General features: G+C 61.8%; 13 protein-coding genes. 5 read left to right on the top strand and 8 right to left on the bottom strand.

Translation table 11 applies throughout. The features are described from left to right. Nucleotides 1–72 precede the first annotated feature (72 nt). Entirely contained in the window at nt 73–1,284 is a 1,212-nt protein-coding gene (locus ACU8HS_RS12550; protein ID WP_447014495.1) for an SGNH/GDSL hydrolase family protein, read from the top strand. Between the two features lie 85 nt (nt 1,285–1,369). Here the strand turns inward: ACU8HS_RS12550 and ACU8HS_RS12545 are convergent, their stop codons facing one another. The 3 genes from ACU8HS_RS12545 to gltB all read right to left on the bottom strand — a co-directional run bounded on the left by ACU8HS_RS12545 (nt 1,370) and on the right by gltB (nt 8,672). Then, nucleotides 1,370–2,011, bottom strand: coding sequence for a hypothetical protein (locus tag ACU8HS_RS12545; RefSeq protein WP_112703714.1), 642 nt, complete (start codon nt 2,009–2,011; stop codon nt 1,370–1,372). A gap of 256 nt (nt 2,012–2,267) precedes the next feature. Further along, entirely contained in the window at nt 2,268–3,722 is a 1,455-nt protein-coding gene (locus ACU8HS_RS12540) for a glutamate synthase subunit beta (RefSeq protein ID WP_112755895.1), read from the bottom strand. 225 nt (nt 3,723–3,947) lie between these two features. Beyond that, nucleotides 3,948–8,672 (bottom strand): glutamate synthase large subunit, encoded by a 4,725-nt coding sequence (gltB, locus tag ACU8HS_RS12535; RefSeq protein WP_112755882.1) that lies wholly within the window; start codon nt 8,670–8,672, stop codon nt 3,948–3,950. A gap of 548 nt (nt 8,673–9,220) precedes the next feature. On the opposite strand from gltB, the gene ACU8HS_RS12530 reads away from it, so the two are divergent. Next, the gene (locus tag ACU8HS_RS12530) at nt 9,221–10,273 is read left to right on the top strand and encodes a threonine aldolase family protein (RefSeq protein WP_113499929.1); all 1,053 of its coding nucleotides are present in this window, start codon (nt 9,221–9,223) and stop codon (nt 10,271–10,273) included. A gap of 132 nt (nt 10,274–10,405) precedes the next feature. Beyond that, nucleotides 10,406–10,819: a BA14K family protein gene (locus ACU8HS_RS12525; protein WP_447014494.1), complete on the top strand. Its 414-nt coding sequence runs from the start codon at nt 10,406–10,408 to the stop codon at nt 10,817–10,819. Nucleotides 10,820–10,876: 57 nt separating this feature from the next. On the opposite strand, the gene ACU8HS_RS12520 is transcribed toward ACU8HS_RS12525, so the two are convergent. Continuing rightward, complete coding sequence (locus tag ACU8HS_RS12520; RefSeq protein WP_447014493.1) at nt 10,877–11,731, bottom strand: LysR family transcriptional regulator; 855 nt, start codon at nt 11,729–11,731, stop codon at nt 10,877–10,879. A 94-nt stretch (nt 11,732–11,825) separates the two neighbouring features. Between ACU8HS_RS12520 and ACU8HS_RS12515 the strand changes: the two genes are divergently transcribed. After that, a complete protein-coding gene (locus tag ACU8HS_RS12515; protein WP_447014492.1) occupies nt 11,826–12,830 on the top strand; it encodes a bile acid:sodium symporter family protein in 1,005 nt (334 codons plus the stop codon). Nucleotides 12,831–12,903: 73 nt separating this feature from the next. Here the strand turns inward: ACU8HS_RS12515 and ACU8HS_RS12510 are convergent, their stop codons facing one another. Both ACU8HS_RS12510 and ACU8HS_RS12505 read right to left on the bottom strand, forming a co-directional pair. Further along, complete coding sequence (locus ACU8HS_RS12510) at nt 12,904–13,374, bottom strand: Hsp20 family protein (protein WP_112563763.1); 471 nt, start codon at nt 13,372–13,374, stop codon at nt 12,904–12,906. Nucleotides 13,375–13,701: 327 nt separating this feature from the next. Further along, complete coding sequence (locus ACU8HS_RS12505; RefSeq protein ID WP_447014491.1) at nt 13,702–14,226, bottom strand: hypothetical protein; 525 nt, start codon at nt 14,224–14,226, stop codon at nt 13,702–13,704. A 235-nt stretch (nt 14,227–14,461) separates the two neighbouring features. Here ACU8HS_RS12505 and ACU8HS_RS12500 point away from each other — a divergent pair, with 235 nt between their 5' ends. Next, complete coding sequence (locus ACU8HS_RS12500) at nt 14,462–15,433, top strand: alpha/beta hydrolase (protein ID WP_112703719.1); 972 nt, start codon at nt 14,462–14,464, stop codon at nt 15,431–15,433. Between the two features lie 59 nt (nt 15,434–15,492). Here the strand turns inward: ACU8HS_RS12500 and hisN are convergent, their stop codons facing one another. Beyond that, entirely contained in the window at nt 15,493–16,266 is a 774-nt protein-coding gene (gene hisN, locus ACU8HS_RS12495) for a histidinol-phosphatase (RefSeq protein WP_112703720.1), read from the bottom strand. 251 nt (nt 16,267–16,517) lie between these two features. Further along, entirely contained in the window at nt 16,518–17,399 is an 882-nt protein-coding gene (locus ACU8HS_RS12490) for an N-formylglutamate amidohydrolase (protein WP_112563755.1), read from the bottom strand. Nucleotides 17,400–17,578: the final 179 nt, after the last annotated feature.

Genomic DNA, 17,578 nt, shown 5'->3' with positions numbered 1-17,578 from the left:
CTAAATAACAAGGGTGGAGTGGACGGAAAGCTGCTGCCTATGCAAGATGCCCGGCAGATGCGGAACTGCCCGATGACGAAAACAATTGACCGGCCCCGATGGAATAGCAGGCTTGCGCTTGCCGCAGCCGCGTTTTCCTTTTGCCTGGGTGCGACGCTGCCGGCGTATGACGCCGGGGCGCAGGAGCTTCGTTACCAGCGCCGCTCCATTCTCGATTTCTTTCTCGGCCGTCGCTACATCGACGAGAGCCCGCCGCCCGAAATGCGCGCCCAACCGCGACGGCAACAGCAGCAGCGCAAGCGCCCGCCTGCGCAGAAGGCCGTGACGCCGATGCGCACGGCGCCTGTCGCACCCGCTGAACCCGTGGTCCAGAAGCTGGACAACGCCCAGAAAATCCTGATCGTCGGCGATTTTCTTGCCGGCGGCCTTGGCGACGGCCTGACGGCTGCCTTTGAAGCCTCCCCGGGCGTCGTCGTCGAAGCCCGCAGCAATGTCTCGTCCGGTCTCGTGCGCGACGACTATTACGACTGGCCCGGTGAACTGCCGAAGATGATCGACGAGTTGAAACCGGCCATGGTCGTCGTCATGATCGGCGCCAACGACCGCCAGCAGATGGTGACGGATGCCGGCAAGGAGAAGTTTCGCACCGATGGCTGGTTCACCGAATATGAGCGCCGCGTGCTGGCCTTCGGCAAGGAGATCACCAGCCGCAAGATCCCCCTGCTCTGGGTCGGACTTCCCGCCTTCGAATCCGATTCGATGACGGCCGATGCCGTGCAGATGAACCAGCTCTATCGCAACCAGGTGGAAAGCGTCGGCGGCGAGTTCGTCGATATCTGGGACGGTTTCGTGGACGAGAACGGCAAGTTCATCGTCACCGGCTCAGACGTCAACGGCCAGCAGGTGCGCCTGCGCACCGCTGACGGGATCAACCTGACCCAGGCCGGGCGTCGCAAGCTCGCATTCTATGTGGAAAAGCCGGCACGTCGCATTCTCGGTACTCAGGCAAGCCCCGATCTGGTGCGCCTCGATCCCGGCAACCTGCCGGCACTGACGCTGCCCGCCAATCCGGTGGAACACACCCAGCCGATCAGCCTGTCCGATCCAAACCTCGATGGCGGCGCCGAACTGCTCGGCGCCGGCAGGGCCGCACCGGTGGCGCTGACGAAATCGCCGCGCGATCTCCTGGTCGAGCGGGGCGAAATGGCGCCGGCGCCCGCAGGCCGCATCGACGACTACCGCATGCCGACGCTGAAGACGACGGCGGAAGTTTCCGTGAAGTGAGAAGGCCGCCCGGGCGCCGCGCGTCTGTTCGGACGCGGGCGCTCTGACGCCTTGATCTACGCAGCAACCTCGTCTGCATCCCGGACTACTTGGCCGCCGCCTGCGGCCAGGTCAGATAGTAGAAATTCGAGCCGATCTGGCCAAAATAGGCATTGCTGTTGTCGAGCTGATCCACATAGTGATCGCCCTGCTTGACAAAGGATGCATCATCGCCGCGCTTCAGATGCGCGTTGAGGAAATCGTTCCAGCCGCTCGTGTCGATATCGGTGCCGGGCTTGCTGTCGGTGTCGGCCTCGTCCGGATTTGCAACGTCCCAGGCGGTGATCGAGACGCCCTGCGCAGGATCGGAAACCGTGAGCGTGCCGTTTTCAAGAGCAGCCAGCATGTCATGTGCCGTGCCGCTGCTGCCCTCCTGCTCGGCCGCCTCTTCAAGCTGCTTTTTGAGCATGGCCATGAAGGACGAACTCGTCACGTCGGGATTTTCGCCCGATGTCTCTGTTGTTTCGTCGGTCTGATCGCTCTGCGTCGAAAGCGTGTCGAGCAGGCTGGCAAGCGCATTGTTGGAAAGCAGCGACGACGTGTCCGGATCCAGGCCGTAACTGCTGAGGATGCTGGCAGCGCTGGAGGAATCGGTGGCACTCTGACTGTTGTCGTCATCGGAACCGCGCAGGTTCTTCAGGGCATATTGGGCTGAGACCAGCCGCGTGCTGTCGATTGCGGAAACCATGGTTTGTCCTTTGTCGTGGCCCGCGGCGATCTTGTCCCTTGCGCCGCTGCCAGCAGTGAAACGTCTCGCGACCGATCGGCGGGGGCATGTCCGTGCGGTCGCCGCAGGGCCGGTTCTGGCCTGCGCACGCAAAGAGCCTGCGGTTGCGGAATTGTACGAAGCTTGCCGGAGGCAGCGACGCGTCAACCGGTCGCACCATAAAAAAACTCCGCCGGATGACGGCGGAGCTGTTGTGCGACGGGTATTTTGAGGCAGATCAGCGCGGCAGGACGGTGGAGCCCATCAAGGCCTCGTCGATGGCGCGTGCGGCCTGGCGGCCTTCGCGGATCGCCCACACCACCAGCGACTGGCCGCGGCGCACATCGCCGGCCGTCCAGAGCTTGTCGACCGAGGTCTTGTAGTCACGGTCGTTGGCGACGACGTTGGTCGATCCGCGCCTGTCGACATTGAGCGTCAGCTTGCCGTCGAGCTCCTTCAGGACGCTGTCCTTGAACGGGCCGCTGAAGCCGATGGCGATGAAAGCGAGATCCGCCTTGATGACGAATTCGGTGCCTGGAACCGGGCGACGGCGCTCGTCGACCTCGCAGCACTTCACGCCGGTCAGCACCCCGTCCTCACCGACGAATTCCAGCGTCGCGACCTGGAATTCGCGTACCGCGCCTTCGGCCTGCGAGGAGGACGTACGCATCTTCGTGGCCCAGAACGGCCAGACGGCAAGCTTGTCTTCCTTTTCCGGCGGCTGCGGGCGGATGTCGAGCTGCGTCACCTTGACCGCACCCTGACGGAAAGCCGTGCCGACGCAGTCGGAGGCAGTGTCGCCACCGCCGACGACGACGACATGTTTGGCGCCGGCAAGGATCGGATCGGACGGCCAGCCGGTGCTGTCGATATTCTCGCGGCCGACGCGCTTGTTCTGCTGCACCAGGTACGGCATCGCATCGTGAACACCCGACAGGTCGGTGCCGGGAATGCCGGCCTCGCGCGGCGTCTCGGAGCCGCCGCAGTAAAGCACGGCGTCATGATCGGCCAGAAGCTGCTCGACCTTGACGTCGACGCCGACATTGACGCCGCAATGGAAGGTCACGCCCTCGCCCTTCATCTGCTCGACACGGCGATCGATGAAGTTCTTCTCCATCTTGAAGTCCGGGATGCCGTAACGGAGCAGGCCGCCCGGCTTCGTCTCGCGTTCGTAGACATGCACGTCATGACCGGCACGGCCGAGCTGCTGGGCCGCCGCCATGCCGGCGGGTCCGGAGCCGATGATGGCGACTTTCTTGCCGGTATGGATCGTCGCCGGCTGTGGACGGATGAAGCCGAGTTCGTAAGCCTTGTCGGCAATCGCCTGCTCGACCGTCTTGATCGCGACCGGCGCATCTTCGAGGTTCAGCGTGCAGGCCTCTTCGCAGGGAGCGGGGCAGACACGACCGGTAAATTCCGGGAAGTTGTTGGTCGAGTGCAGGTTCTGGATCGCCGCTTCCCAATTGTTGTTGTAGACGAGGTCGTTCCAGTCCGGAATCTGGTTGTGAACAGGGCAGCCGGTCGGCCCGTGGCAATAGGGAATGCCACAGTCCATGCAGCGAGCCGCCTGTTTCTGTACTTCCGGGTCCGACATCGGGATCGTGAATTCGCGGAAATGCCGGATGCGGTCCGACGCCGGCTGATACTTTGCTACCTGCCGGTCGATTTCCAGAAAACCTGTAACCTTACCCATATTTTCGTCCCTTACCGTCATGACCGCCTCGCCTGCGGCCAGTTGTCTGTTCAGCCTCGATCGCGGAGGCAACTTGTTGGTTTCGACCGTCATTGAACATATCCCCTGAGAACCATCCACGCGGTGGCGCGAGCTTTAGGCTTGCGGCCGATCGTCGTGGGTCATCGAGATATTTCGGTCATCCGCCACGCAGGCTTGTGCGGCGTGGCGGATTGTTCGGCTGAATTACTCGGCAGCGATGCCCATCCGGCTGCGCTCCATTTCCTCAAGCGCGCGGCGGTATTCGACCGGCATGACCTTGCGGAATTTCGGGCGATAGTCGGCCCAGTGCTCAAGGATCTCCTTGGCGCGGGTGGAGCCCGTGTAGTGCAGATGGTTGGAGATGAGCTGGTAGAGGCGCTCCTCGTCGTGGCGCGTCATGTCACCGGAGACATCGACGCGTCCCTTGTGCATGAGGTCACCGCCGTGATGGTGCAGCTTTTCCAGCATGTCGTCCTCTTCCGGAACCGGCTCGAGCTCGACCATGGCCATGTTGCAGCGGCTGGCGAAATCGCCGGCCTCATCGAGAACATAGGCCACGCCGCCGGACATGCCGGCCGCGAAGTTGCGGCCCGTTCCGCCGAGCACGACGACCACGCCGCCGGTCATGTATTCGCAGCCATGGTCGCCCACGCCTTCGACGACGGCGATGGCACCGGAGTTGCGAACCGCGAAGCGCTCGCCAGCGACACCACGGAAGTAACACTCGCCCTCGGTCGCACCGTAGAGAACGGTATTGCCGACGATGATCGAATTCTCGGCGACGATCTTCGAGTTCTCCGGCGGCCGGATGATGATCTTGCCGCCCGAAAGACCCTTGCCGACATAGTCGTTGCCGTCGCCGATCAGGTTGAAGGTGATGCCGCGGGCGAGGAACGCGCCGAAGCTCTGACCGGCCGTCCCCCTCAGCGTGACGTTGATCGTGTCTTCCTTCAGGCCGCGGTGGTTGTAACGCTTGGCGACCTCGCCAGACAGCATCGCACCGGCCGAACGATCGACATTCTTGATATCGACTTCGAAGGCGACCGGCGTCTTCGATGCCAGCGCCGGCTCGGCTGCCGCGATCATCTTGCGGTCGAGAATGTCGTCGATCGGATGCTTCTGCCGTGTCGTCCAGTAGGTCTCTTCCTTCGGCGCATCGACCTTGTGGAAGATCTTCGCGAAGTCGAGACCCTTGGCCTTCCAGTGTGCCAGCATCTCGTCCTTCTCCAGCAGTTCCGAAGCGCCGATGATCTCATCGAGCCTGGTGAAACCGAGGGAAGCCAGAATTTCGCGCACTTCGTTGGCGACGAAGAAGAAATAATTGATGACGTGCTCGGGCGTGCCCTTGAAGCGCTTGCGCAGGACAGGATCCTGCGTCGCCACACCCACCGGACAGGTGTTGAGATGGCATTTGCGCATCATCACACAGCCGGCTGCGATCAGCGGCGCCGTCGCGAAACCGAACTCGTCGGCGCCAAGCAACGCGCCGATGACGACGTCGCGGCCGGTCTTCAGACCACCGTCGACCTGCAGGGCGACACGCGACCGCAGGCCGTTCAGCACCAGCGTCTGCTGGGTTTCGGCAAGGCCGATTTCCCAGGGGCTGCCGGCATGCTTCAGCGAGGTGAGCGGCGAAGCGCCCGTGCCGCCGTCGAAACCGGCAACCGTGATGTGGTCGGCGCGCGCCTTGGCAACGCCGGCGGCAACCGTGCCGACGCCGACTTCCGAGACGAGCTTGACCGAAACATCCGCGGTCGGATTGACGTTCTTCAGGTCGTAGATCAGCTGCGCCAGATCTTCGATCGAATAGATGTCATGGTGCGGCGGCGGCGAAATCAGGCCGACGCCAGGCGTCGAGTGGCGGGTCTTGGCAACGACCGCATCGACCTTGTGGCCGGGCAGCTGGCCGCCTTCGCCGGGCTTGGCACCCTGCGCAACCTTGATCTGCAGCACGTCGGCATTGACGAGATATTCCGTCGTCACGCCGAAGCGGCCGGAGGCGATCTGCTTGATGGCCGAACGCTCGGGGTTCGAAGAACCGTCCGAGAGCGGCATGTAGCGGTCGCTCTCCTCGCCGCCTTCGCCGGTGTTCGACTTGCCGCCGATCCGGTTCATGGCGATGGCAAGCGTCGTATGCGCCTCGCGGCTGATCGAGCCGAAGGACATGGCGCCGGTGGAGAAGCGCTTGACGATATCGATGGCCGGCTCGACGCTGTCGAGCGAGACCGGCGTGCGGCCGAGGGCCTCCGCGCTCTTGATCTTGAAGAGGCCGCGGATCGTGTTCATGCGCAGTGCCGACGTGTTCACCATCTCGGCGAATTCGCGGTAGCGGTCCTCGGCATTGCCGCGCACCGCATGCTGCAGGGCAGCCACGGCATCCGGGGTCCAGGCATGGCTTTCGCCGCGCATGCGGTAGGCATATTCGCCGCCGATATCGAGATTGCTCGCCAGGATCGGGTCGCGGCCGAAAGCGGCCTTGTGGCGGGCAACCGTTTCGCTGGCGATTTCCTCCAGGCCGACACCTTCGATCGTCGTCGCGGTACCGAAGAAGTATTTGTCGACGAATTCCGACTGCAGGCCGATCGCGTCGAAGATCTGCGCGCCGCAATAGGACTGATAGGTCGAAATGCCCATCTTCGACATGACCTTCAGGATGCCCTTGCCGACCGCCTTGATATAGCGGTAGACGACCTCGCTGGCATCGACTTCCTTCGGGAATTCGCCCTTGGCATGCATGTCGAGCAGCGTGTCGAAGGCGAGATAGGGGTTGATCGCTTCCGCGCCATAGCCGGCCAGCAGGCAGAAATGGTGCACTTCGCGCGGCTCGCCGGTTTCGACGACGAGGCCGACCGAGGTGCGCAGCCCCTTGCGGATCAGGTGATGGTGCACGGCAGCGGTCGCCAGCAGCGCGGGGATGGCGATACGATCCGGGCCGATCTGGCGGTCGGAGAGCACGATGATGTTGTAGCCGCCCTTGACGGCTGCTTCCGCCCGCTCGCAGAGACGATCGAGCATTTCCGGCATGCCTTCGGCACCGCGCTCCACATCGTAGGTGAAGTCGAGCGTCTTCGTATCGAAACGGTCTTCCGTGTGACCGATCGAGCGGATCTTTTCGAGATCGCCGTTGGTCAGGATCGGCTGGCGCACTTCGAGTCGCTTGGCGTTCGCCATGCCTTCGTGGTCGAGAATGTTCGGACGCGGACCGATGAAGGAGACGAGGCTCATGACGAGCTCTTCTCGGATCGGGTCGATCGGCGGGTTCGTCACCTGCGCGAAATTCTGCTTGAAATAGGTGTAGAGCAGCTTCGACTTGTCGGACATGGCCGAGATCGGCGTATCCGTGCCCATCGAGCCGATCGCTTCCTGACCCGTCGTCGCCATCGGCGACATCAGGATCCTGGTGTCCTCGGTCGTATAGCCGAAGGCCTGCTGGCGATCGAGCAGCGAGACGTCGCGGCGCAGCGCGCGCGGCTCGACCGGCTTCAGGTCCTCAAGGATGAGCTGCGTGCGGTTCAGCCAGCTGCGATAGGGATGCGCGTTCGCCAGCTGCGCCTTCACCTCGTCGTCGGAGATGATGCGCCCTTCCTCCATGTCGATCAGCAGCATCTTGCCTGGCTGCAGGCGCCACTTCTGGACGATGTTTTCCTCCGCAACCGGCAGCGTGCCGGCCTCGGACGCCAGGATGACGCGGTCGTCGTTGGTCACGAGGTAGCGGGCCGGGCGCAGGCCGTTACGGTCGAGCGTGGCCCCGATCTGCTTGCCGTCCGTGAAGGCGACCGCGGCCGGCCCGTCCCACGGCTCCATGAGAGCGGCATGATATTCGTAGAAGGCCTTGCGCTCGGGCGACATGGACTGGTTTCCGGCCCAGGCCTCCGGGATCAGCATCATGACGGCATGCGACAGCGAATAGCCGCCGCGCACGAGGAATTCGAGCGCGTTATCGAAACAGGCCGTATCCGACTGGCCTTCATAGGAGATCGGCCAAAGCTTGGAGATGTCCTCGCCGAAGAGCGGAGAGGAGACCGAAGCCTGGCGCGCCGCCATCCAGTTGACGTTGCCGCGCAGCGTGTTGATTTCGCCGTTGTGGGCGACCATGCGATAGGGGTGCGCGAGCTTCCAGGACGGGAAAGTGTTGGTCGAAAACCGCTGATGCACGAGGGCGACGGCGCTTTCGAAACGCGGGTCCGCCAGGTCCTTGTAATAGGCGCCGACCTGATAGGCCAGGAACATGCCCTTGTAGACGACGGTCGTGCTGGAGAGCGACACCGGATAGAAATTGCTCTCCTCGCCGTCGAACTCGTCATAGATACGGTTGGAGATCACCTTGCGAAGCGTGAAGAGCCGGCGCTCGAACTCGCTGTTCGTCGCGGCATCCTTGCCGGCACCGATGAAGACCTGGACGTGATGCGGTTCGGTGGCGGCAATTGCCGGCGCCTTGGAGAGCGAAGAATTGTCGACAGGCACGTCGCGGAAGCCGATGAAGACCTGGCCTTCCTCGGTGATGACGTCCTTGATCACCTTCTTGAAATGCTCGATCTGCTTTTCGTCGCGCGGCATGAAAATATGGCCGACACCATATTCGCCGGCCTTAGGCAGGGTGATGCCCTGCTGGGCCATTTCCTCGCGGAAGAAACGGTCGGGAATCTGCACGAGAATGCCGGCCCCGTCGCCCATCAGCGGGTCGGCGCCGACGGCACCGCGATGCGTCAGGTTTTCGAGAATGAAAAGACCGTCCCGGACGATCTGATGCGACTTCTGGCCCTTCATATGCGCAACGAAGCCGACACCGCAGGCGTCGTGTTCGTTGCGCGGATCGTAGAGCCCCTGCTTTTTCGGCAGGCCGGAGGCAGATTTACGCGTATTGGCCGTTGCGCGCACGTCTGCTGCTGCGAACCGATCAATACCCGTGGATGGCGTCATCTTCGTCATCGTCTTTCCTCCTGTCGAAGCCCGCGGGGCTGCGGGCGGCCTTTCGTCGCGCACCGCACCTTTCAAGATAGGTCCGGCGCGTGACAGCGCTGTTGCATTGTGAAGATCCGGTCGCAGACGTCTGCTCTTCAAGGAAAGCAAACCGCCGCGTTCCGCGCCTGCCATTCGCCTCCGCGCGCCGCCATCTGAAGGCTCGGCACTCGAAGGAACTATAGCGTGAAAGCCGCTCTCTACCAGGGCTTTCGGCGCCTCTTCGGCCGGGAAGGCCAAAATAGGACAGCAACCCTGTCCTAGTTCATCAGTTCAATGCCAGAAACAATTCCTCTCCGCAAGAGCGTGCTCTTAAAAAAAACGTCAATTTACGACGGAAGATTGCCGGATCAGCCAAAGAGGCGACATAAAATTACACATTAATGGCGTTATTTTGTTTATTGATTGCGCGGTTCAATTTTTGTGATGCGTTCCGGCTTCTGCCCTTGATCCTGTGAAGCTTTGGCGTAATGTCCCCATCCGAACCTCCCGCCCCATCATTTTCAATGGTTTCTTCCATGTTTTTTGCATCTGACAACTGGGCTGGCGCCCATCAATCCATTGCCGAGCGCCTGCTGGCTCAATCCGCCGGTTTTGCCGCCGCCTATGGCAACAGCGACTATGACAGGAAGGTGGAAGCCCGCTTCTCGGAAATCTTCGAGCGCGAGGTCTCGGTCTTCTTCGTCGCCACCGGCACCGCCGCGAACTCGCTTTCGCTCGCAAGCGTGCAGCGCCCCGGCGGCATCGCCTTCTGCCACCAGGAGGCTCATGTCGCTCAGGACGAATGCGGCGCCCCCGAATTCTTCTCCGGCGCTTCCCGCCTGATGCCGGTCGCCGGCGATTTTGGCAAGATCGACCCGGCAGCGCTGTCGGCAAGGATTGCCGCCTTTCCCGAAGACGCCGTCCACCACGGCCGCGCCAGCGCCGTCACGATCACGCAGGCGACGGAAATCGGCACCGTCTACTCCCTGCCGGAAATCGGCGAGATTTCCGCCATTGCCAGGAAGCGCAATCTGCCTCTGCACATGGACGGCGCCCGCTTCGCCAATGCCCTCGTCGCGCTCAACGCGACGCCCGCCGAGATGACCTGGAAGCGCGGTGTCGACATTCTCTCCTTCGGCGGCACCAAGAACGGCTGCTGGTGCGCGGAAGCCATCGTCTTTTTCAATCCCGGACAGGCGAAGGAAATGCACTTCATCCGCAAGCGCGCCGCCCAGCTCTTCTCCAAGTCGCGCTTCATCTCCGCCCAGTTCGATGCCTATTTCGAAAACGGCCTCTGGCTCGATCTCGCCCGCCACTCCAACGGTATGGCGGAACGTCTGCGCGCCGGCATCGGCGCCAGCAATTCGGCTCGGCTGGCCTGGCCGACCGCATCGAACGAGGTTTTCGCAGTCATTCAGAAATCTGCAGCAAAGACGGCTGAAGACAGAGGCGCAAAATTCTACGAGTGGCCGATCCCGGCCGGCATGCCGGACCTCGTTTCCGATGGCGAAACGCTTGTGCGCCTCGTCACCAGCTTTGCAACGACGGAAGCCGATGTCGATGGCTTCCTGAAGTGCCTGGCGGCCTGATTTCCGAAAGGCCGGAATGGCGGCTCGAAAACCCATATTCCGGCCAGTGCGGAACAAAGTCCGCCTCTTCGGCATTCCTCCGTCAATTCATAGGCGGCCCGTGTCACCCGTTTCCTATGAAGAGGTGAAGAAATGAAGAAATTGGCAATCATCGTCCTGAGCGTGGCGACGGCCTTTACAGGCATAACACCGGCTCAGGCGTTTCCGGCAATCGCCAGGCCTGATATGCCGCAGGTCTCGAATGTCGAGCAGGTGCAGTATTACCGCCGCTACGGGGATCGCTATCGTTACGATCGTTATCGCTACGGCGACGACCGCTGGCGTCATCGCCGGTATCACCGGCACAACAATGCCGGCGCCATTATCGGCGGCCTTGCCGCTGGCGTCATCATCGGCGGCATCCTGAACGCGCAGCGCCAGCCGCGCTATTACTCCGGCGGCAGCTATCACACCCGCTGGTGCTATTCGCGCTATCGCTCCTACCGTGCCTACGACAATACCTATCAGCCCTACTACGGTCCGCGCCGCCAGTGCGTTTCGCCGTAAAGATCTGATTTCGAAGACGAAAATCCCGCCTTCACCGGCGGGATTTTTGAAAGGCAATCAGGCCGAGCGCAAGCTCCTGACCTTCCTCAGAATATCGTCCGAAAGGGCCGCGACGAGCGCCTGATCCGCCCCCTTTCGCGGCACCAGCACGAATTCGACATCTTCCAGCGCCGGCAGCCTGGCGGGCGCGATTTCCTTCAACCCCGAAGGCGCCATGCTGCGCGGCTGCACGAGCACGCCCATGCCGGCGCGCGCCGCGGCCGTCAGCCCGCTCAGGCTGCCGCAGGTGCAGACAATGCGCCAGGCCACGCCATGCCGGCCAAGCGCTTCCAGTGCGATGGCGCGCGTGACACTTGGCGGCGGAAAGGCGATAAGCGGCAGCGGGCCGGATACCAGCACATGCTCCGGATCGCGCGCCAGCCACACCAGCGGTTCCCTGTAGACGAGTTTTCCGTGCTCATCGCCGAGCCTTCGCTTGGCAAGCACGAGGTCGATCGCGCCGGCGTCCTGCATCTCGTAGAGCACCCCGGAAAGCGCCACCGTCAGCTCCAGATCGACGGAGGGATGAGAGCGCACAAAATCCTCCAGCACCGCCGGCAGCTGGCTCGTCACGAAATCCTCGGAAACGCCAAGCCGCAGGCGCCCGCGCAGGCTGCCGCCCCTAAACAGCGATTGCACCTGCCCCTCGATCGACAGCATGGCCCGCGCATGCGACAGCAGGGCCTCGCCGTCACCCGTCAGCACAACCTTGTGCGTATCGCGCTCGAGCAGGCGGCGCCCGAGCGACGTTTCCAGCCGTTGAATATGCTGGCTGACCGTCGACTGCCCGAGGCCCAGCCTCTCGGCTGCCAGTGTGAAGCTGCCCATCTGTTCTACGGTGACGAAACTACGGAGCTGGGAAAGGTCGAGCATGACCGCCATCCTGATTTGCGATAACTGTTATTCCTTGCATCCTGGATCATAATGAGTGACAGAACAATAACTCATTCGTTCCAGCGAGACTGCCATGCGCCGCTTTCTGCCCGATACATTCACGATCCTGCTCGTCTGCACCGTCATCCTCGCCTCGATCCTCCCGGCGAGCGGGACCTTCGCCGACTGGTTCGGCGTGGCGACCGATTTCGCCATCGCGCTTCTGTTCTTTCTGCATGGCGCGCGCCTGTCGCGTGATGTCGTCATCGCCGGTCTTTTGCACTGGCGGCTGCATCTCGTCATCCTGCTGACGACCTTCGGCATCTTTCCGGTTCTCGGCCTGGCGATGGGCTTCATCCCGGATTCGATCCTGCCGCAGCCGCTCTATCTCGGCATTCTTTTCCTCTGCGTGCTGCCGTCGACCGTGCAGTCCTCGATCGCCTTCACGTCGATGGCGGGCGGCAATGTGCCGGCGGCGATCTGCTCGGCCTCAGCCTCCAATATTTTCGGCATGTTCCTGACGCCGCTGCTCGTCGGCCTGCTCTTCTCGGTCGGCGGCCATGGCGGCTTTTCCTTCGATGCGCTGGAGCAGATCCTGCTGCAGCTGCTGGCACCCTTCGTCGTCGGCCAGATCCTGCAGCCCTGGATCGGCGACTGGATCCGCTCCAAGAAGAAGATCCTGATGCCGGTCGACCGCGGTTCCATCCTGATGGTCGTCTATCTGGCCTTTTCGACGGCTGTCGTCGAGGGACTGTGGCGCACTTTCTCGATCGCCGATATTGCCGCCGTCATCGTCGCCGACATGCTGCTTCTGGCATTCGTCCTCATTCTGACCATGTTCGGCAGCCGTTGGCTCGGCTTCAACAAGGCCGACGAGATCACCATCACTTTCTGCGGCTCGAAGAAGAGCCTGGCAAGCGGCGTCCCGATGGCAAACGTCATCTTTGCCGGCCAGTCGATCGGCGCGATCGTTCTGCCGCTGATGCTCTTCCACCAGATCCAGCTGATGGTCTGCGCCGTCATTGCCCAGAAATATGCAGCCGCCGCGGCCCGACGTGCCTCCGAAAGGGAGGTTGAGGAAGCGGCGAGCCCCGCCTGACCGGCTGAGACAGGCTTAAAAGAAAAACGGCGCCCGCGAGGCGCCGTTTCCGTCTGATCCGCAGGAAGGCGGATTAGCTGTTGACGACCTGCGCTTCGATCGCCTTCGGAGCCTCGACCGGCTCAGCGGCAATGGCGATCTTGCGGGGCTTCAGAGCCTCCGGAATGCTGCGCAGAAGATCGATATGCAGGAGACCGTTCTTGAGCGACGCGGCCGTCACTTCGACATGGTCGGCAAGCTGGAAGCGCCGCTCGAAGGCGCGCTTGGCGATGCCGCGATAGAGATACTCGCTGCCATCGGCATTTTCTTCGCGCTTTTCGCCCTTCACGGTAAGCGCGTGAGCATGCGATTCGATGGCGAGTTCGGTTTCGTCGAAGCCGGCAACGGCCATGGTGATGCGATAGGTGTTCTCACCGGTCCGCTCGATATTGTACGGCGGATAGGTCGGAACCTGCTCCGGCTGGGCAAGGCTGTCGAGCATCGTGAAGAGGCGGTCGAAGCCGACGGTGGAACGATAGAGGGGAGAGAAGTCTACGTGACGCATGATGTCCTCCTAGGGAAGCGACGTGTTGCGATGTCATGCCCCTGAAACCCCGTTCTTGGCGGTTTCGGGACGGTTGCGCGGACCCTTCCGGCGTCCGCAAAGTTCAGATGGGGATGGCTTTCTGGGAGTTCAAGCCCTCGTTCGACACAGCCGCCATTGCTGCGTGAACCCTGTATGAACGGAGGGTTCGGCGCAGGTTCAGGCTCTGCCGTCTAGAGATAGAAGCATCGGGTGACACTGGCCCGAAGGCTGAAGTGTATCGTCCCTTCTTCTTCAGCCTCAATTCGGCCGGCCAAGAGCTCCCTCAGCTCCGCCGGCCTCTTTTCTTCAGGCATAAAGCTCTGCGAGCTGGTCCTGTGTCGCATCCAGCCTGTCTGCTCCGGCATCCCGATGGCTGAGGACGAGAGCGCTGACGATCCGCGACAGTGCTGCCGAATCGCTGCTTGAAAATATGGCAAGAGGGCTGCCCTTGTCCTTGCCGCCACTGTTGGAAGGCGGCACTTCGGCGACGATCGAGCCGCCGCCCGGCAGCTTCGTGGTGATCGTGAACCCCTCTGCCGGAAAGGCATCGCGATTGTTCATGATCATCTGCTCGATCGCAAGGAACTGGCCGTTTTCCGGCGAGATGCCGGCATTCTGCGGCATTGCCATGACGGCAGCATATTCGCGCGCAAAGGCTGCCTGCGCCTTGGGATTGTCGCTGAACATCTTGAGGATCGCCAGATGGACATCCGGCGGATCGATATCGAGATAACCCGACTGCAGATAGTCGAGAACGGACTCCGGCCGCTCCGGGCCGGTTGATTGGTGGACGCCGGAATTGACAGACCCGACGGAAGAAACCGAATTCATGGCCAGCCTCCCGGCGCCCCAATCTTCAGTCATGAACGTGCGGACAACCGGCTTCATGCCGGGACAAATCTTTCGTTCGCACTAACCATAACGTGTCTGTGCTTTCGCGAAACTTGCCGTATAGAAAAACCCGAATATATTATAAATGGCTTATGTTCAGCGGTAATTTTGCCATTGATTTTCCCCGCCTCTGCGATATCCCCTAGTATATCCCTCACGCGAAGAAGCATTCCGCATGGAACAGGTTCTCTACTCGACTCCAGACAATCCGGCGCCGGAGAACCGTGCCGAGGGTTTTTTCGAGACTCACGACGGCCTTAGGTTGCGTTATGCCGTCTTCCGGTCGCAGACAGCGGTCGCCCATGGAACCGTGGTGCTCCTGCACGGGCGCAGCGAATATATCGAGAAATATTTCGAAACGATCCGCGATCTCACCGCCAAGGGCCTCTGGGTCGCGACATACGACCTGCGTGGCCAGGGCGGCTCGCCGCGCCTGATCAGGAAGCGCAATCACGGCCACCTCCGTCGCTTTTCCGACTATGAGCGTGATCTCGACACCTTTCTCGAAAAGGTCGTGCTGCCGGATACCCGCCTGCCCTTCTACATGCTCGCCCATTCGACCGGCGGGCTGATCGCGCTTTCGGCGGCACCTTATTTGTCCACGCGCATCGAGCGCATGGTGCTTTCGGCCCCTTTCCTCGGCCTCATCGGCCAGGCCGCCTCGCAAGGCGTCATCCGTTCGGTATCGGGCGCGCTCTGCGCTCTTGGTCTCGGCAGCCTGCCGCTCGGCAAGATGAAGGAACTGCAATTCCCCGACAATCCGCTCACGTCGGACGAAACGCGTTTCGAACGCAACATAGCCATGATGAAGGCCCATCCGGAGCTTGCGCTGGGGGCGCCGACCGCGCGCTGGATGTACGAATGCATGAAGGCGATCGATCGCGTGACGCAGCCCTATCACCTCTTTTCGATCACCATTCCCTCTGTCGTCATCGCTCCGACGCGCGACGGGCTGGTGCCCTATACGGCACAGGAACGGCTTTCGCGCTATTTCCGCGCCGGTCAGCTCGTTCCGATCAACGGCGCCCGCCACGAAATATTCCAGGAGAGGGATATCTATCGCACGGCCGCGCTTGCCGCCTTCCACGCCTTCATTCCCGGAAGCGATGCCGAGGCAACCGACGACGTGACGGCGATCGGCGTCTAGGCTCCGAGTTTACGCATGTCGCTGCAGCAAACCGCCTGAACGCGTCTGCGCGACATCTCTCAGCGCTGCAGGATGGCGATTGCCTGTTCGTAAACCGCCCTGCTGCCGGCAGCGATGATCGAGCCGCCATTTTCCGGCCGGCCGCCATCCCAGGTCGTCATGATGCCGCCGGCGCCTTCGATGACAGGAATGATGCCGCCGACATCGTAGGGCTTGAGGCCGTTCTCGATGACAAGATCGATATGGCCTGCCGCCAGCAACGCATAGGCATAACAATCGCAGCCGTAGCGGAAGAGCCGCACCTTACCTTCGATCTCGCGATATTTCTCCATCTCTTCGCCCACGAAGAGATGCGGGGAGGTCGTAAAGAGGATCGCGTCGGAAAGAGCGCCGCAATCGCGCACCTGCAGCCGGCGCTCCCCCTCCGGCCCGCTATAGGTCGAACCGTTCTCGTCGCCGAAATAGCGCTCGCCGGTAAAAGGCTGCTCGATCATGCCGGCCACCGCCCGGCCGTTCTTCTGCAGACCGATCAGCGTGCCCCAGACCGGAACGCCGGATATGAAGGCGCGCGTGCCGTCGATCGGATCGATCACCCACACATGCTCACGGTCGAGGCCGACATTGCCATGCTCTTCGCCCAGAATGCCGTGCTCCGGGAAATGCTGCTCGATCAGGGCGCGGATGGCCGTCTCCGCCGCCCTGTCACCCTCCGTCACCGGATCGAAGCCGGAAGACAGCTTGTTGGTGACGTTGATGCCCGAGCGGAAGCGCGGCAGGGTTTCCGCTTTGGCAGCTTCGGCAAGACGGTTGAAGAACGAACGGTCGGGAAGCATGGAGACATCCGTATGGCTGGCGGGAAATGGCGTTTTTCATAGCGAAAAAGCGGTGGAATGCAAACACAACAGGCAATTTCCGGCTGACTGCCTAAAGATTTTGCAGCGCAATATAATGCTTGACATTTGTGCAATGCAGCAGTAGTTTCCTGGCTACAGTCTTCTGACTGTAAATACCCTCCTTGGGTGTTTCCTCCCTAGACTTAGCCGCGCTGACAAAGCGCGGTTTTTTTTGACCTGAAGGCAGAAAACTACTCGGCGGCGAGCGCCCGGTCGCCGGAGAATTTCTCGATATAATCGGCCATCTGCCGCATGAACGACGTGATGGCCGCTGCAACCAGGTCGAAATCGGGCCGCTTCTCCAAGGTGATCTCGTCGACGTAGATCGAGCGGTTCACCTCGATCTGCAGGGCATGCAGCCCGCGGGACGGGCGGCCGTAATGTTCGGTGATGAAGCCGCCGGCATAGGGTTTGTTGCGGATCGCCGCAAAACCCATTTCCTCGAGGATGCCGATCGCCGTGCGCGAAAGCTCTGCCGAAGCGCTGGTGCCGTAGCGGTCGCCGATGATGAAGTCCGGCCGTGCATTGCTGCCGGCCACGCGCACGTTGCCCGGCATGGAATGGCAGTCGATAAGGACGCCGAAGCCAAATTGCACATGCGTGCGCGCAATCAGCCGCCGCAGCGTCGAGTGATAGGGCTTGTAGACGCTCTCGACACGGTCCAAGCCCTCCTGCACGGGCAGCCGGCGGGCGTAGATCTCCATGTTCTCCGCCACGATGCGCGGAATGGTGCCGAGTCCGCCGGCGACCCTCAGCGAATTGATGTTCGCATAAGGCGGCAAAAGCCCGTCGAACATGCGCGGGTCGAGTTCGTAGGGCTCACGGTTGACGTCGAGATAGGCGCGCGGGAAATTCGCCAGCAGGAGCGGTGCCCCGAGCTCCACCGCCGCGCCGAACAGTTCGTCGACATAGTGGTCTTCGGACCGGCGTATCGAGATCCCCTCCAGCCGCGACTGGGCGATGAATTCCGGTGGATAAATACGGCCGCTATGGGGGGAGTTGTAGACGAAAGGAATGGTCTGCGACACGGGCTCATGCACTTCAAAAAGCTCGTATTCGCGTATTTCCGGCACTTTCTGCCCTCTTTACCATGTCATCAAGTGGCTGTGACGGCCATGTTGCCAGTTGCCTGCCCTTAAGTCCATACTACATAGAAGGGATGGCGGTCGCGGCTAGGGCGATTTCACCGGTTGTTTACCGGGCGAAGTTTAGTGTAGACGGCTGGCATCCCATAAAAATATCAGTGATCAGC

The organism is Rhizobium sp. KDH_Rht_773_N (genome assembly GCF_052946295.1).
This window is presented reverse-complemented; position numbering and strand designations above follow the sequence as displayed.

Coding starts and splice junctions, on each gene's coding strand:
- ACU8HS_RS12550 (WP_447014495.1), top strand. CDS start 73: ATGACGAAAACAATTGACCGGCCCCGATGGAATAGCAGGCTTGCGCTT.
- ACU8HS_RS12545 (WP_112703714.1), bottom strand. CDS start 2,011: ATGGTTTCCGCAATCGACAGCACGCGGCTGGTCTCAGCCCAATATGCC.
- ACU8HS_RS12540 (WP_112755895.1), bottom strand. CDS start 3,722: ATGGGTAAGGTTACAGGTTTTCTGGAAATCGACCGGCAGGTAGCAAAG.
- gltB (WP_112755882.1), bottom strand. CDS start 8,672: ATGACGAAGATGACGCCATCCACGGGTATTGATCGGTTCGCAGCAGCA.
- ACU8HS_RS12530 (WP_113499929.1), top strand. CDS start 9,221: ATGTTTTTTGCATCTGACAACTGGGCTGGCGCCCATCAATCCATTGCC.
- ACU8HS_RS12525 (WP_447014494.1), top strand. CDS start 10,406: ATGAAGAAATTGGCAATCATCGTCCTGAGCGTGGCGACGGCCTTTACA.
- ACU8HS_RS12520 (WP_447014493.1), bottom strand. CDS start 11,731: ATGCTCGACCTTTCCCAGCTCCGTAGTTTCGTCACCGTAGAACAGATG.
- ACU8HS_RS12515 (WP_447014492.1), top strand. CDS start 11,826: ATGCGCCGCTTTCTGCCCGATACATTCACGATCCTGCTCGTCTGCACC.
- ACU8HS_RS12510 (WP_112563763.1), bottom strand. CDS start 13,374: ATGCGTCACGTAGACTTCTCTCCCCTCTATCGTTCCACCGTCGGCTTC.
- ACU8HS_RS12505 (WP_447014491.1), bottom strand. CDS start 14,226: ATGAATTCGGTTTCTTCCGTCGGGTCTGTCAATTCCGGCGTCCACCAA.
- ACU8HS_RS12500 (WP_112703719.1), top strand. CDS start 14,462: ATGGAACAGGTTCTCTACTCGACTCCAGACAATCCGGCGCCGGAGAAC.
- hisN (WP_112703720.1), bottom strand. CDS start 16,266: ATGCTTCCCGACCGTTCGTTCTTCAACCGTCTTGCCGAAGCTGCCAAA.